Raw genomic sequence first — 15,872 nt, 5'->3', positions numbered from 1 at the left:
GTATAACAATTAAAATAAGATCAACCACAATTAATAATCCGTAGATTATTTTTATGAACATATTATTATTGTAGGCTTATGTGCAATAATGGTCAAAATGTTTGTTGTATTTTTTCTGGATACCTAAACACCTCCCAACCCTTAAACCCTTTCCTAAATAGGAAGGGGTGCCCGAGTCTTCGAGGGCGGGGGAGGTGTTTTTACGTCAATACAAAAAAGCGCCAGATTTTTACTGGCGTAGAGGGGGGTGGGGCGACGCAATGGAGATCCTCAGGTTCCATTCGCCGCCCCGGTTTGTTGAACCGTCATTGGTGTGTATACACCATCGGAGCCACTCTGTGAGGGGTTATGATCAGAATCATCCCCGTTGGAGTGCTCGGCTAGGCGCGTACACACCTTAACGGTGTTTACTTCCAGGTTGGGCGGACCTGGTTATTTTTTTGCCCGATTCCTCCTTTAGTTTTGAGTTTTTACAACAACATCTGGAGCCAGTGATCCTTCCACTCCACGCCCTTAGCGCGGAGGAGTCGACCGACCACCATCGGCATGTTGGATTTATCTTCATGCCGCTCCATGAAGATGGCCAGTTCGAGAATTCTGGCCTCATCCCCGAACAGGGCGGTGAGCACAGCCTCCTCGTCGAGCTTCATGGTCCCCAATAACAACGACATGTGAAGGGGGTCGGTCACGGTAATCCCGTAAAAGAGATCGGCCAGCAGCCGAGTCTCCATCACGTCAGTCCACAGTGAAGCATCTGAAAACCTCCCATGACCGATATCGCACGCTTCCGCGGCCAGGCAAGCGTTTGCGATCACGAACGGGGCGCGATTCCCGAAACGAGCGTGGTTTTCGGCGACGAAGAGAACAATATTCTTGACGCTGAACATTTTCTTGTCCCCACGGTTGAGTTGTGTGACTTCCTTTTACAACAAGTTGGGTTATATAGTCAATACGAATTTGTGTGAGCCGTTGACCGGGTATGATCCGGTGACCTCCTCCTTACCATAGAGTTCTACAGTAGGAGAAGTTGGTTTTAAGCTATTAGAGATTGAACAAAGTGCTGCTTTTCAAGAATTTCTGTAACACATGAACTCGGGTATTCTCGCAGGAACTTGATTAAATGATCGTGACGCACTCGCGCCTTGAAGTTAAGTCTAGACTGATGTGTTACAATAGTCAAAACTCACAACTAAACTACAAAAAATTTACGAACCTCTCTCAAGAGATATTTAAGTATAGAAGCAACAGGATACATAATCTGAAGTCCTTGAATTCTGCTGAAAAAAAGAAAATAATTAGAACCTTAAAAATTGTCGATACACCGACCATCGAAACACCTAATCGTGTACGCTATACGATTGTCTCAAATATTCCTTCCTGTTCCTCGAGTGATTACTGTGAAAAATTAATGAACCAACTAAAAGATGATATATTTCCGCTATTCAGAACGAAGGGGTTCGCGCCATTTACTATCGCAAGAAACTGTTTTTGTTATATTGACCATATAGCTAGATTACGCTTTGGAAAAGATGGTAGTATGGGTAACATCAATAAACTAATGGATGATTTTGGATCGTATCCATTTATTAAAGAGCAGTACAAATTATACAAGTTTGACCTACAACAAACTTATAGACATCACTTAGTACATAATGTTGACCCATGGCCAATGGTAAGACAAATAAAATTGCATCAACGTATTGAGACTCACGTTATTGGTTTTCATATTAAGTCTAAACTACCCAATAGTGTAAAACAAAAAAGATTCTCTATATTAAAAAGAAAATTTTCTGAAGAAAAATTTAGAGCTGGTCTTTGTCATTTAAGATACGATAAAAATTATAATCCGATCATCAACACATATTGCCTCTTTTTTGATACAATCGACTATATAAGTAGATACAGAGCCATATTAAGTACTGATGACAACGAAGAACGCGATTTTGCCAAACATTTTATTGACTTGGTAATTGAAAATCTAGATAAGGCGGATCCGAAAAAAGTAGGGCCTCTTGACTATTCAACCAATAAACTATGTACGTAAATAAAATCACTAGGTGTGATACATCTGCATTGTCAGTAGAAAAAGATATAAAAAATGTCTAGGGGTTTTCGATCACACTACCCACAAATTTTTTCTGGATACTGTGATCGAGTGGAACAGTGACTCGATTCCCCCTTAGTTGTTTGTTGACATCCACGTCTGTTCCGACCCGGGATGGGTCACATGAATGTATTGTTCTCATCTGCTGAACTACTCGACCTGTCGAACTTCGAGCTCACGCTGATCCTTGTCACGGATCCGCATGATGATCTGAACCTTGCCGCTCCAACCACGCAGCATGTTGGGGTGCCAGTAGATGGTCGGGTTGCCCTCGACCATGATGGTCTCGACGTCGAAGCCGTACTGGCCTTCGATGCCGCCCATCTGGAACATCACCTGCCCCTCCACCACGATGTCTCCGTCTTGAGCATCAGGGAAGTTGCTGGGCTCGAGACGCAGGAACGGGATGGCGGCGAAGTGCAAGTCGTCCTTGAACATGCCGAACGGATCACGCTCGCACTCGTTGAAGAAGTCATGACCGACGTGCTCCGTCAGCCAGCTCAAGTCGTCGCCCGATGCAATCAGCCCCTTGTCGTCAGCCCGGCTCTCGGCGATGCCGATGACCCGGTCGCGCAGGTAGGCGTAGTGGGGACGACGTTCGAAGTATTTTCTCACAGAATTGACGGTGTACACGATGAGCCTCCTTGGTTCGTGTGCCATACTGTTATCAAATTTGAGGGATAAAGTCAACTCAGAAAACGATAAAACCACCGGCTGCAGTCCGGTGGTTTTATAAGGTTAAGTCTTAAGCCTAGACAACCAGAAGCAGCTCAATTGCTCCTGTTTTTGGCTGATATATAACTACTGAATTATTCTTAATCATAATTAAGTCTACAATATCTTACTTACCTCATAAAATAAACTAACAACGAGATAATAAACAATCCAATGTCTTCGATAACACCATCTCTCTGCAGCCCTCCTAGCCCTCCTCTTAACCCCTTTCCTGAATAGGAAGGGGTGCCCGAGTCTTCGAGGGCGGGGAAGGTGTACTTACGTCAAGCTATTTTTTTATTATTTTAATTCTTCAAATCTCTCTTGGAGCCGTTGACCGGGTATGATCCGGTGACCTCCCCCTTACCATAGAAACTCGAAGGTAAGAAAAGTGATTTTAAGACTGTAGGTGTTGAACAAAATGCAGCTTTTCAGAAATTCTTGTAATACATGAGCAGGAGTACTTCCACAGGAGCTGAATTAAATTTTTTGATGTGCGTGACGCTAGATACGTCTTGGCATTAGTGTACTGCTATGTGTTACAATGGTCAAAGATTTTAATATAGTAAATTTACCCTAGTGTCACGAGAACAACTAACAAAATGTCCGTTGTGCGGATATGCTGCAATCAAACAACGTCACAACCCTACACTAGATATCTATAGTGTTGAGTGTCCTCGCTGCGGAGAATATGATATTCACTCTTATACCGTTTCGGACCAAGATATAGTGGCAATAGTTGAAAAAAACAAACACATATTATCCGGCATTGCACGAGAACTATATGAAGCTAAAGAACAGAGCCCTAGTTACACAAATGACACTATAGACAGTTATATTAAGAACCACTATCTAGTGCCATCAGAAAATGATATAGATCAGAAACTCAAAAAAATACTAAACTACATTGCCAACCAGACAAAATACTTCGGGGAACTTATCCAAATCAACTTGGATCATGATTACCCAATCGCGTACGCAACTAATAGTAGAGAATTCATAGCATTACTGAATTTACTTATTGCTTCGGGATATATAGAAAATACATCACGACCAACAGGCGTATGGCATGTGCAGTTATCACTGAAAGGCTGGGAATCGACCAAGGGCATTCTATCAAACCAACAAGAAAAAGATCGGGCTTTCCTAGCAGTTTGGTTCGATGATGAAATGGATCCAGTAATTGCCTCCATGAAAAAGGTCGTTAGCTCAGCCGGATATAATCCTATTTGTCTTAAAGGGGAACATTTTTCTGATCCAATCATGATCAAAGCGCTCAGTGAAATTAAGCAAAGTCGTTTTATTGTTGCTGATCTCACCGGAATGAGGCAATCTGTATTCTTTGAAATTGGCTTTGCTCACGCATTGGATATAGAAATCATATATGTAATAAAAAATGGTGCAGACCTAGATGAAGCTGACAGAAGTAAATTGGAATACTATGTCAGTCACTATCAATGTCACAGATATAATAATACGGATGCGCTGGAAATCATTTTACATGATGCTATAGGCGCAAGGATAAAATGAAACGTTTACAGATAATTACATTGGTTTTACTGACATTGGGTGTTTTAGCTCAACCCGCATTCGCCCGGTCAGGCTGTTGCTCTTGGCATGACGGCGTTCGTAGTGATGGCTGCGGTTGTAACGATGGTACTGCTCTATCCTCTACCTGCGCTCCATACTACCAATGCACCAGTTCCTCATCGTATGGCAGTACTTCATATACTGCTCCAAGTTTTGAAAAAACATATAATGGTACCACCTATTATTCAGAATCATCATACAATGCTGCGGTAACAGAAGCTGAATTTGAACAAAGCCATAAAGAATCAATAAAAAACAATTTCCAGTCTATTTTAGAACGTGAGCCATCAGGTGAAGAAGTTGAAACTTGGTTCAACTTTTCCCGAGATATTTATGACATTGAACAAGCTTTGCTGGGAACTGATGAATATAAAGAATTACAATTCAAAAATGAACATGAACAAAATGTTCGTACTGCCTATATAGAAATAACTGGCGAGGAGCCAACCGAAACTGCCGTACAATCACTCGCAAATAGCAGTCGAGATATTCAAGTCATACGAGGCACTATTCAGAATGAATATCAACCACAACAAACTGAATCAGGTAATACAGATTCTCAAACCACTACTACATCAAAAAAAACAACATCAACCAACAACAATGGCATTGTAAGCTTTCTTGCTGATGTCATGGCATTTCTGGTGGTTATAGCGCTAATGATATTTGGTGTAAGTTTTCTTGCGCTCCCATTCATTCTGATTTTTTTACTCATCCGTTGGTTACAAAAAAGAAAAAATAAGTAACAAAAACCGCCGGCTGCAGTCCGGCGGTTTTATCTTTATTGCGATCCCCTACGCTGGCATGCACAAGGCATTGAGCCGGCTACTTTCAGTGGCGTTACGTACGTTTTCAGGTAATACGTTGGTATAGATCATCGTAGTCCCAATGTCCGTGTGGCCAAGCATCTTCTGGACCGCCACAATGTCCTGTGTGGCAGCGTAAGCGTATGTGGCGCAGGAGTGACGGAATGAGTGTGGACGGACATTAAACCCTACTACCCTACTCAATCGCTCGGTAATGTGCTTAAACCCATGCTCCGTAAGACGCTGACGAGTATTGAGGGATACCCATAAGTCATCGCTAGTAGCCAGGGCAAATCGTGAGCGTTCATCAACATATGCGCGTAATTTGCCTGTTAGAATTGATGGCATTGGGATGCTACGTGAGGTGCGGGTTTTTGAAGTGATTGCCCGTACTGTCAGACTTGCCGTTTCGAAATTCACATCTGATGTTTTTAGGCTCAGAAGTTCACCGCGACGGACTCCTACTAACAACAGTACCATAAACATAACCTCATTGCGCAGACGCTCAAAGTAGGGCTTATCATCCAACTGCACTGCACGCATGATCTTTTCTAATTCTTCCTCTGTATAGAATTTTGGAAGATCATGCTTAATCTTTGGCCCCTTCACATACTTAATCGGATTTTCCGGCAAATATCTTTTTCTTACACACCAATAAAGGAAGGCTGAAATGTTTTTGCGGTAGGTCTTGATCGTCATTGGTGCTAGTTTCCGCTCAAACTCTAGGTAATGCAGGAAGCTCCGAAACAGAGGCTCTGTAAGTTCATCCAGATACTCCACAGGATGTTTTTTGAGGAACATTCTCCAGGTCTCCTCGGAATTTTTTATTGTGACTAGAGACTTGATCGAGTCTAATTGACCACCTCTCGCCTCTCCAAAGTACTGACCTAGAGCGAATTTAATTTTCATATGGTTATGACTGGTTATTCTGGTGGTTATTTAATACTTCTTCCTCACGTTCCATGAAATAACGCATGAGCTTATTCCACGTCATCTTGCGGTGAAACTTAAACAGACGGAGATCGTCCCAGATTTTATCGGCCAGACGCATTGTATGGACTGGATAATGTATACGTTGGTTCATACCACCCTACTTACTTATATTTTTAGGTGCGGCTTTTTTCTTTTTATGACCGAGGTATTTGTACGAGGCTTGAACTAAAAGATCGCAGGCTATAAAAATTGTATCGACAATTATTATCTGCTCTGTTTCAGAATTAAAGTCTTCTGTCATACGTGATAACCTTTGGTAAGCGTCTTCACTAATAGCAATTTGGTGTTTCTTAAACATATATTTTTAGTAAATAATAGGAATAGCATAGTGTTACTAAGAATTACTATGCCTTATTTAATTAAGTTCTCAGCCTACGTGTTCCTTTATTGTCCAATTGCCTGCAGGCAAGGTCACACGTGTATCGCACCTGAAAACTAATATATCTATTAGTGATCGTATCTCACACATAGTTCGGATCCATATGAGTTCCGAACTAGGCCACTCCTATTAGTAATTATACCCTGTATTACTTAAATTCATTTTTGAAGGGCTGTGGAAAACTTTACTTAAGCCTCTATTTAGGATAACATTTGAATTGGCACTACAAGAATAATCCTACAAAGACTGGGTCATAAACCCCCGTTTTCTATTGCATTGTGCATAGGGACGGCGGCGGAGGCACAATCTTCTTTGTAGGATTCGTGTAGTGCCAACTAACTCCGTCGCCCTTTTTGTTTTACAAAAGGGCCTAATAACTAATTAAGTCTCTATGGCACTATCACAAGAGGAAATCAACAAAATCCACGAGGAAGAAGCTGAGCGAGCAAAGGCCCAGCAACTGTATGCTGCTAAGCACCCACAAACGGTCGTGGTCAAAAAGAAAACGAGTAAATTAGCCATGGGCTGCGGTACGTTGTTTTTTCTGTTTATCGTTTTGCCCATTATCATTGTCACGGTTCGTAATGCCTCTCCAGAACAACGAGCGCAAGATCAGGCTCACCAAGCAGCCGATGCAGAACGTATGCAACAAACCCTTACTGAGTTGGGTCGAGTCGAGGTTTTATCCTCAACGATCGAGTTTGATAGCATTGGTACTCCTGAGTTAGTGGTAAAACTTAAAAACAATGCTGGACAGGCAGTAGATGCTGTAACTGTAGAATCATACTTTTTGAATAACTATGATGAACCGATTGGACAATGGAACAGCAAGTCACGCGAAGCATATCGAGGGATTATTCAAGATCGAATTGCATCAGGAGCGACTTACACAGCCACGTTTAATTTAGCCGTATACGACCTGGCTACAAAAGTAGATTCTACGACTGTGGTGAAGGTACATTATGAGGATGGCTCGTCTTACGCTCTGTAATACGTGCCAATTGTTGCATCCAGTCGTTAGGTGACCACGACCCTTCTTCTACTGCTGGCCCATACTTCGATTCTAGGTGATCTTTGCTGGTTTCAACCTGCGCCTCTGTGTCATCAATTGAATCATCGTTCTGAGCTATGCGAGTTGAGTATTCCATGAACATTCGGATGTGTACTGGGCTACCCTCCATAGCCTTAGCATAAAGACAATCCAGTACTTCAGGGAGCTTATTGACGGTATGACGCGCGATCAATTTTAAGACTGTCTGACGCACAAATGGTTCGCCTTTCCAGCGTGTTAAGGTCGCCGGATGTACGTGGAGGTATTCCGCTAGTTCCTTTTGAGTTTGAGGCCGTCGATATTGAACTGGATGAGTGAGCCAGCCGATGTAATACCATTTTTCTGGGTTTACGACCTCTTTAGAATTAGCAGGAATTAACATTGCTTCCATATAGATAATTATACAATATATCCATGATGTTTATTTCGATCTTTATAAAGTATCTGCTATTATGGTTAGTAATTATGGGGATTCTTCAAAAACTATTTGGGCAACCAAAGCCTGGTAAGCCAAAAGTTACCTTTACTATTACTGAAAATGTTGCAAGTCCAATAACTACCCTTAAGCCCAGAAAGTTGCTGGGCTAAAATAACTAATCAATTATAAATCTTTATGAGACTTGATATTATCAATGATTACAACTTTAGTGACAATGAGAAGATGTTTGTCAATGAAGCTGGCACTGGGCAAACATCAGACATCAATCAAACAAGGGTAACATCAACTATCATTTTGGCAAAGGTTATTCAAAAATCATCAAAGGAAATAATTGCGTCAAATGAAAGACTATCAGTAAGTAATGAAAAATACACTAAGGCGATGCTTTGGCTTACCTTTGGCTTGGTCATTACAGCCATAATCCAAATAATTATTACGGCTATCAGACCCTAACACAGTGTCAGGGATTACTTGGTAACCCAGCATCTAATAACCGTTCTAAATACCTATCTTTTCAAAGTATGTTCTTCAAGAAAAAGCGAATAGGTAAGGCGCTCGAAGCTAACAGGTTAATCCATGATGCCATTAGCATGGGCGTCATGGATAAGTATATTACTGAGGACAATCTCACTGTGGACGATTTTGAGTTACAGCTATTAGCTAGGGCTATTAACTGGGTCGCGCCAGATCGTGATTACGACATCACTGATGACATTAACAGCCTTGATGAGGGCTATAAGCAACGATTCATAGAAGATGAAAATCAAATCTACACAAAAGGGTTGGGCATTGTAAATTCTGACTCAAATCTTGAAAAATTGATCAATCATTACGTTGCGTTGGATATACATTTGATGGAGGCGCTTTATCCAAAGAATGCAGAAGTAAAACATACTGGTATTAAGCGAATGAAAAAAACGTTGTTTCAGTCATCGGAGAAAGAGCCCAATGTTAAATCAGCAAACTTCTACGATGAATATAAAAAGATGTTCATACGATTTAACGAGGATTATGGTAAGTACGGAAAATTCCTCAAGAAAGAAACTATTGATACGCTGTTCGACTTAATTTCTTTGTATAAATAACTATCCAAGCTTCATGCCCACTGCTGTTATATGACTAAACTAGAAGTTAAGTACAGCGACTTGGTTTAGAGCACTTTGGGAATTTTCCATATGCCCAATCCATTGATTGGTTCGAAAATCGTCCCACCGAGCCCGAAAAATAGTCTAAAATTAGACAAAAATATATCAAAGCAACTAAAGACCTAAAAACCTTCACTCTCTTGTATACAAGCAGGGTGACTTTCAAATAAAGTTCAGGTGTGATACACCTTAATTGTTATGAATGATGAAGTTCTCTCTGTTCAAGCAGAGCGAGACAGTATAAATGCAGAGACCAAGAAATTGGCAGGCGAATTTAATGTTGCAAACCAGGAAGTCGTCGCCTACACAGCAAGCTTCTATAAATATATTGGGTCATTGTCAGCCGGTGCAATTGTAGCTTCGATATCTTTTTTAGGTAGTCTCACAAGCGAGATTGGAACTGTTGAGCTCTACCTATTTAATTATGAGTATAACAACTTCTACTTTTTATACACCGCATGGTTCTTACTTCTTATTTGCATGTTTACAGCCCTTTATAAGGGGCAGGTTACCATGGAAAGCAAACACTATCTTTATAATGGAAAGTGGGCCAAGCTCAAAGGCGAAGATAACAAAAATGTAAGTGAATTATATCGCCTTCAGTTGGTGGCCAATCCTAATCAAGAACACGCAAAGGAGTTACCTTCTCTAATCAAGGATTATGAATCCGTTTCACGTACAAACCACAAGCGGTATGAGTTTGCTTCTTTAGCGAGCATGCTGTGTGGTCACATCGCGGATGTATCATTCATATTAGGCATTGCGACGCTGGTGATCTTTGGTATAACGTCGCTCTCAGTCAAGTAACTGTTATGGGCTACGGAATCGAAACGGAAACAACTAGCCAGCTTGTTAGCATACTACACACGATTTGGTCAGGCGTTCTTACGACCGGATCAATCTCAGGTCTCATAGCTCTCACTTATACTATTTTCTCAAATATAAGAAAACGGCCGCAATTTAAGTTTGAACAAACTGGATTTTCCGGTTATACAAAATCTGAGGATAAGACACATGCGTCTTTCACTTTTCAAGGTATACTCAGCAACGTTTCAATGGAACCCAACACAATTAAACGTATCATCTTGGTTGTCTGGAAAAAGAGAAAGTATAGCGCCATTAGATTCGGCTGGGATCACTGCGGAATTCTTGATAAAGGTACTGGGCAGTCGTTAAGCTTACCGCTACGACTTGATGCGCGTGACAGCAAAAATATCAGAATCAGTTACAACATTCCTACCATTGGGAATGAAGATCGAAAAATCATTTTCAAAAGTGATGCGCCTGGTGGATGGGTTAGCAGAAATTGGATTGAATCTTATTGGAAAACTTTAGTCTTTCGTATCAAGGGCACATATAAACAACGCCCCTACGAAATTGCGATCTTGGATGTGAATGATAACTTGTTCGATATGTACGGACAGTTGTGTAGCAGAAAGGAAATCGACCAGCATTGGGTCACGGGCAACTATTATGACTACAAACGTTGGCTGCATAATTGTAACATAGTGATGACCCGGATTCGTTTTTATGTGCGTCGGTGCGCCCGGTACTTTGGCTTCTTTTAGAAGATAGACGATTGTTAGACGATTCGCTGACTCTCCCCTCTTCCGTTGGTCTAGAAACAGGCAACGTATAGGGAGGGTCAACCCTTTGATCCGTGGAGAGATACAATCCTCTAACTCTGGGCTGACTACGCAAAACGTTCTAAACTCGTACCCGTAAACCTAGGGCGTTACTGAGCTGCCTGGTGAATGTTTCTGGGTATTAAACCTGATCTAACCACCTACCAGTTCGAAACTGGTCCCACCGAGTCCACAAATATAACCAGCTTCATATATTCAGGGGGTGTTTCACCATCTGACTCCTCATATGCTCAACTGAAGCCGATAGGTAGATTGTTGTCGTCTTAATATCATTATGTCCCATCATCTTAGAAAGGGCATAAATATCACACCCACCTTCAAGCATTAACGTAGCAAAGGTGTGACGCAGCATGTGCGGGTAAAATTTGATACCACTAGCCTTCTTTACTAAGTCAATCATGTGTTCAAACCCATGAATCGACAACGGTCTATTGTCGTTGAACGAAACGTAAAAATACTCGCAGGTCTTGTTCATTCGGGTACGCTCAGCTAGGTAAGTGTTGAGTATAGGTCTTAACTGGTATGGCATTGGCACAATACGATCCTTATTCCCCTTACCTTGATGAATTGAAACCGTTAAGTTAGCCAGATCAACATCAGTCATTTGTAAGCGTAGTAACTCGCCTTTCCGTAAACCACAGTACAAGAACATAGAGAAGATTGCATAGTTACGGGCTTTCAAAAATGGATTGAACCACTTATGGCAACGAACTGTTTCGAGCAAGTTCTTAGCTTCTTGTTTCGTGAGGCGTGTGGGCAATTTCTTTTCTAACCTAGGCTTTTCAATCTTCTCAAATGGGTTAACCTCAACGATATGGTTTTTCTGTGCCCATTTGTAAAACACGTTCAAACCCTTATGGTAGGACACAAAGGTGATCGGCTTCCAGTGGCGTATGGTTCGGCCTAAATAAAAGAACCGCTCAGCTAGCTCTGGCGTGACTTCTTCAATTTGCGTTACTTCTGGCATTAACTTAAGAAAAATCTTCAATGAAGACTGATAGGTATCTATCGTATCGAAACGATAGTTCTTCATGGTTGATTGGTACTCGCAGAACTGTTTGTGGACTTCGCGTATATCCATATGGGTATATGTATTACCCTGTGGAAGTACAACGCTCTTGATTGAGCCGTTGATCGGGGTTGAACCGATTACCTCCCCCTTCGTATACACCTCTGTTTCAATTTATCAGAGGACTAGACTGTATCTTCATCATTAGCCATTTAGGGACGCAGAATGGCCAATGATGCCCTTGTCAGTCGTTCGAGCGGTCATGTTACTGATCGCTACGGTCTTGGCCTCTTGCGAGGCTATTAACCGTAATTCGGGATTCACTGAGCGATCACTCGCTTAGTGGGCGAAACCTCTTCGGTTCACCATGGGGGTGCTCTACCAGATGAGCTACAACGGCATGTGTTACATTTTGCTCGACCACATCTACAGTAGAATAGGTCGTGCCTTTTTGAAAAGTGCGGATTTTGTTCTAGTCTTAGCCTTTTAAGGTCATGCTGACCAGGACCACTTCCTTACCATGGGGGTGCTCTACCAGCTGAGCTACAACGGCATTATGTGAAATAATCACATGAGAGTCTATACTACTCAATATCCTATTTTTTTGCAATATCTTTTCTTTCAATTCGGCAAGGGACGTTTAAAAAATCAAACGTCTGATGTAACGCTGGGTCTTTTTTTACACCTGGGAATATTTCCCGATTAGCAATTATCTCTGGTAAAGCATTGGAAACCAAAATCATGCCACCCGGCTTTAAAACATCATCGGCCAATTTACCCCATTGATCACTACATAACGTATCCCTATAAGCTTGGAGCTCAAACATATTAGTTGCCAAAACAAAATCAGCCACCGGTCGAAGTTGTCTTTTTCCGACCGTCAAATCAGCCAGTCGCGTAACAAACTCTGCGTTTGAATTTATGTCGATGCCAATAGCATTGGCACCAAGCGTATTAATCAGTCTGACAAATTCTCCGTCCATGCCAGAACCAAAATCCACTATATTTAATCCACTAAATGGTTTAATGTCTTGCCACGCGTCTAATGCAAAGCACTTTGTCTGATCTTTATATAGCTCCCAAACTTCAGTTCTTTTTTCGCCTTTTAAACCCCAATGCAACAGCATGGGCATGGTTCTGCTATTGAATGCAGACAAACGATCAGACCGATAATCAGGGCAAAACTTATTAAAATTACGTTGCCATATCGAGCTCATTCTGACTTCTTCCCTGCCAGCCGGAACACTATAAAACGGATAATTAATCCGCTCTGCTTCCGAAGGAATTTCAAACCTGTCTTCTGTAGTATGGCGTTGTTCTACGGCTACAGGATCAAAAAACCTTTCTACCATATTGTCATGTTACATCGCATCGATCTGCTCCTGATACTTGAGTAATTTCTGATTATCCGGATTAACTTTTTTCAAAGCATCCAATGTCCCCTGGGCTTTATACTTCAATTTATTCAAAATCGTCAACTCAATGGCGGCATCAAGATTCTTCGGGTTATTGGGACCAAGCTCCAACGCTTGCTCAACTGCCTCTAGTGCATCTTCATACTTGTGCTCTTTAGATAATAGCTGGCTCAATTTTAAATAGGTTGGCTCATCCTTTGGGTTAACCCGCACTAAAAACTGCAAGGTCGCCACGGCATGGGTTAAATCATTCATGCCTTCGTAAACATTGGCCAGACCTCGATAGGCATCAATGGCGCGGGCATCTAAACCAATGGCGGCAATAAATTTATTTTCGGCTTCACCGAGTTTGCCTTGTTCTAAAAACACGGTGCCATCTTGGATATACTTGGTAACCGTTCCAACTGTTGCGGTTGTGTCGGCATCATGACTAACTATCCCTTTGGCGGCTTGGCGATAACGCTGCTCCAAATTGGTCAAACTTTTAAAGAGGGCAGCGAAAATCTTGGTTAACACTTGAACAATTGGTTTGAAAAAAGCCGCTAAACTCAAACGTAGGGTGGAGACTTTACGCCGTAAACGTTCCTCCACCAAACTGGCTTTGCGTTGTTGCTGCCGATGTGTGGGCATGGCTTCTAAATCTAGTGCCGACGCTTTTGGAAACACGCGAATATAAATATAAATAACCACTCCGGCGGACACAACGGCCAGTAGACTAGGAATGACGTAGTATAACCACGTCATGGGCTTACAAACTTATGCGCTTAAAGGCCGACACCTGAATATTTTCACCCAATTCAGCAATCTTTTCAGTGATAATATCTTGCACCGATTTTTTATCATCCATTACAAATGGTTGTTCTAAAAAACACACTTCACTATAGAATTTGGTCATTTTACCTTCCAGGATTTTTTCAACCACATTGGCTGGTTTACCTTCTTTGGCCAACACGGTGGTATGGACATCTTTTTCTTTCGCTACAATTTCAGCCGGTACATCCGCGCGAGCAATATAAGTCGGATCAAAGGCGGCAATATGCATGGCTAACTGGTGGGCTAATTGTTTGAAGCTATCAGTGCGCGCCACGAAATCTGTTTCACAATTAACTCGCACTAAAACTCCTACGCGACCTTGACCATGCACGTACGCTTCCACTAAACCTTCACTCGCTACGCGATCAACTTTTTTTGCCGCCACTTTTTGGCCACGTTTGCGTAATAACTCAACGGCTTTATCATAATCATTGTTCGCCTCGTTTAACGCTTTTTTTGCATCTAACACACCGGCACCAGTTTGCTCACGTAATTTTGCAATTAATGTAGTGTCTATAGCCATATTATGCTGGTGTTACTTCTTTTTCAATTTTTGCTCGACCCCGCTCAATCGCAGTCGATACTTGTTCTACTACATAAGTAATGGATTTTACACCATCATCATTCGCCGGAATAGGATACTGCACTTTATCCGGATTAACATTGGTATCAACCATGGCAATCACAGGAATTTTTAAACGATTAGCTTCTTTAATAGCGGTTTTTTCTTTCTTACAATCGACTACAAACATGGCGTCGGGTAATTTTATCATGTGCTCAATACCACCTACCTCACTGGTTAAATCTTCAATCTCACGTTCCAACATGAGCTGTTCCTTTTTGGTATAACGTCGTTCCTGCCAGATACCCTGCTCTTTTTCAGTTTTAAGCTGAGTTAACCGTTTCATTAAACGGCTGACATGTGGAAAATTAGTCATTAAACCACCTAACCAGCGTTCAACTACATAGGGTGTACCAATTCTTTCGGCGGTGGTTTTAATCACAGCTTTGGCTTGGCGCTTGGTGCCCAAGAATAAAATGGTTTTATTCTGCGCGGCCATGTCTTCAATCAACGGCAAAATGGTTTCCAGTTGCTGTTGTGAACTCTCCAGGTTGATAATGTTAATACCTTGTCTGATACCAAAAATGAACTTGTCCATTTTAGGATGTTTTTTCGATGGGCGATGACCAAAATGCATACCAGCTTCGAGCATGGCTTGCACTGAGGTATTTACGCCAGTGGCGGCTTGAGACATAGAATAAATTGATCTTTAGACTACTACCGTTCACCAGGGCTGGAGCGCGATTGATTAAAACCGGCCAAGATCAGCACTGTTAAGCAAACAGTATGATTAATTAACTAACTGGGATAAGTTAACATAGACTGGTGATAATGTCTATATATTGCCTTTTATACCGAGGTATGTTAGCCTATCGCTATATGACAAAAATCAACAAAGAATTACTAAAGGGCTCATCGGATATATTAGTGTTATCTGTCTTATCGGTTGATCCATTATATGGTTATGAAATTGCCAAACGCATCAAGGCCCAAAGCGATGATGTGCTGGCCATGGGTGAAGGCACGTTGTATCCCCTGTTGCACAGGTTGGAACAAGCTGGATTTTTAGAATCCTTTTGGAAAGAATTCAGTGGCCGCAAACGCAAGTATTATGGTTTAACCGTCCGCGGTCAAAAAGTGTTATCTGATAAAACTGTTGAATGGAAGGCGTTTACTTCAGCCATGAATGCGGTGGTTAGTTAATAA

19 protein-coding genes are annotated in these 15,872 nt (G+C 41.7%); 9 read left to right on the top strand and 10 right to left on the bottom strand.

The features are described 5' to 3' along the window. Positions 1–470: 470 nt before the first annotated feature. A complete protein-coding gene (locus WCV88_05755; protein ID MFA6475667.1) occupies positions 471–887 on the bottom strand; it encodes a hypothetical protein in 417 nt (138 codons plus the stop codon). A 380-nt stretch (positions 888–1,267) separates the two neighbouring features. Here WCV88_05755 and WCV88_05750 point away from each other — a divergent pair, with 380 nt between their 5' ends. After that, positions 1,268–2,044 (top strand): hypothetical protein, encoded by a 777-nt coding sequence (locus WCV88_05750; GenBank protein MFA6475666.1) that lies wholly within the window; start codon positions 1,268–1,270, stop codon positions 2,042–2,044. A 210-nt stretch (positions 2,045–2,254) separates the two neighbouring features. Here the strand turns inward: WCV88_05750 and WCV88_05745 are convergent, their stop codons facing one another. Next, a complete protein-coding gene (locus WCV88_05745; protein MFA6475665.1) occupies positions 2,255–2,764 on the bottom strand; it encodes a hypothetical protein in 510 nt (169 codons plus the stop codon). Positions 2,765–3,397: 633 nt separating this feature from the next. Here WCV88_05745 and WCV88_05740 point away from each other — a divergent pair. After that, positions 3,398–4,348: a hypothetical protein gene (locus WCV88_05740; GenBank protein MFA6475664.1), complete on the top strand. Its 951-nt coding sequence runs from the start codon at positions 3,398–3,400 to the stop codon at positions 4,346–4,348. Further along, positions 4,345–5,154, top strand: coding sequence for a hypothetical protein (locus tag WCV88_05735; GenBank protein ID MFA6475663.1), 810 nt, complete (start codon positions 4,345–4,347; stop codon positions 5,152–5,154). The genes WCV88_05740 and WCV88_05735 overlap by 4 nt, the downstream gene beginning before the upstream one ends. Positions 5,155–5,202: 48 nt before the next feature. On the opposite strand, the gene WCV88_05730 is transcribed toward WCV88_05735, so the two are convergent. Both WCV88_05730 and WCV88_05725 read right to left on the bottom strand, forming a co-directional pair. Further along, the gene (locus tag WCV88_05730) at positions 5,203–6,123 is read right to left on the bottom strand and encodes a tyrosine-type recombinase/integrase (protein MFA6475662.1); all 921 of its coding nucleotides are present in this window, start codon (positions 6,121–6,123) and stop codon (positions 5,203–5,205) included. Positions 6,124–6,304: 181 nt separating this feature from the next. Next, positions 6,305–6,505 carry a hypothetical protein gene (locus tag WCV88_05725; protein ID MFA6475661.1) on the bottom strand — a complete coding sequence of 67 codons (201 nt, stop codon included), beginning with the start codon at positions 6,503–6,505 and terminating at the stop codon, positions 6,305–6,307. A gap of 472 nt (positions 6,506–6,977) precedes the next feature. Between WCV88_05725 and WCV88_05720 the strand changes: the two genes are divergently transcribed. After that, positions 6,978–7,577: a hypothetical protein gene (locus tag WCV88_05720; GenBank protein MFA6475660.1), complete on the top strand. Its 600-nt coding sequence runs from the start codon at positions 6,978–6,980 to the stop codon at positions 7,575–7,577. Here WCV88_05720 and WCV88_05715 read toward each other — a convergent pair. Further along, on the bottom strand, positions 7,525–8,028 hold the full coding sequence (locus WCV88_05715) for a helix-turn-helix transcriptional regulator (GenBank protein ID MFA6475659.1): 504 nt from the start codon (positions 8,026–8,028) through the stop codon (positions 7,525–7,527). The two genes, WCV88_05720 and WCV88_05715, sit on opposite strands and share 53 nt — an antisense overlap. A gap of 222 nt (positions 8,029–8,250) precedes the next feature. Between WCV88_05715 and WCV88_05710 the strand changes: the two genes are divergently transcribed. The 4 genes from WCV88_05710 (at position 8,251) to WCV88_05695 (ending at position 10,789) form a co-directional block, all read left to right on the top strand. Further along, a complete protein-coding gene (locus WCV88_05710) occupies positions 8,251–8,529 on the top strand; it encodes a hypothetical protein (GenBank protein ID MFA6475658.1) in 279 nt (92 codons plus the stop codon). 68 nt (positions 8,530–8,597) lie between these two features. Next, positions 8,598–9,161, top strand: a complete 564-nt coding sequence (locus WCV88_05705; GenBank protein MFA6475657.1) for a hypothetical protein — start codon at positions 8,598–8,600, stop codon at positions 9,159–9,161. 258 nt (positions 9,162–9,419) lie between these two features. After that, positions 9,420–10,028, top strand: coding sequence for a hypothetical protein (locus tag WCV88_05700; GenBank protein MFA6475656.1), 609 nt, complete (start codon positions 9,420–9,422; stop codon positions 10,026–10,028). Positions 10,029–10,033: 5 nt separating this feature from the next. Beyond that, positions 10,034–10,789 (top strand): hypothetical protein, encoded by a 756-nt coding sequence (locus WCV88_05695; protein ID MFA6475655.1) that lies wholly within the window; start codon positions 10,034–10,036, stop codon positions 10,787–10,789. 265 nt (positions 10,790–11,054) lie between these two features. On the opposite strand, the gene WCV88_05690 is transcribed toward WCV88_05695, so the two are convergent. The 5 genes from WCV88_05690 to rpsB form a co-directional block, all read right to left on the bottom strand. Further along, positions 11,055–11,948 (bottom strand): tyrosine-type recombinase/integrase, encoded by an 894-nt coding sequence (locus WCV88_05690; GenBank protein ID MFA6475654.1) that lies wholly within the window; start codon positions 11,946–11,948, stop codon positions 11,055–11,057. A gap of 524 nt (positions 11,949–12,472) precedes the next feature. After that, positions 12,473–13,228 carry a hypothetical protein gene (locus WCV88_05685; protein MFA6475653.1) on the bottom strand — a complete coding sequence of 252 codons (756 nt, stop codon included), beginning with the start codon at positions 13,226–13,228 and terminating at the stop codon, positions 12,473–12,475. Positions 13,229–13,237: 9 nt separating this feature from the next. Then, the gene (locus WCV88_05680) at positions 13,238–14,035 is read right to left on the bottom strand and encodes a tetratricopeptide repeat protein (GenBank protein MFA6475652.1); all 798 of its coding nucleotides are present in this window, start codon (positions 14,033–14,035) and stop codon (positions 13,238–13,240) included. A 4-nt stretch (positions 14,036–14,039) separates the two neighbouring features. After that, positions 14,040–14,627: a translation elongation factor Ts gene (gene tsf, locus WCV88_05675; protein MFA6475651.1), complete on the bottom strand. Its 588-nt coding sequence runs from the start codon at positions 14,625–14,627 to the stop codon at positions 14,040–14,042. Between the two features lies 1 nt (position 14,628). Continuing rightward, complete coding sequence (rpsB, locus tag WCV88_05670) at positions 14,629–15,360, bottom strand: 30S ribosomal protein S2 (GenBank protein MFA6475650.1); 732 nt, start codon at positions 15,358–15,360, stop codon at positions 14,629–14,631. A 185-nt stretch (positions 15,361–15,545) separates the two neighbouring features. Between rpsB and WCV88_05665 the strand changes: the two genes are divergently transcribed. Continuing rightward, entirely contained in the window at positions 15,546–15,869 is a 324-nt protein-coding gene (locus WCV88_05665) for a helix-turn-helix transcriptional regulator (GenBank protein MFA6475649.1), read from the top strand. Positions 15,870–15,872: the final 3 nt, after the last annotated feature.

This window comes from Patescibacteria group bacterium, assembly GCA_041665365.1.
Taxonomy (GTDB): Bacteria; Patescibacteriota; Patescibacteriia; order UBA9570; family UBA9570; genus UBA9570.
Note: the sequence above shows the minus strand (reverse complement) of the source record. Positions and strands in the feature narration are given on the sequence as shown.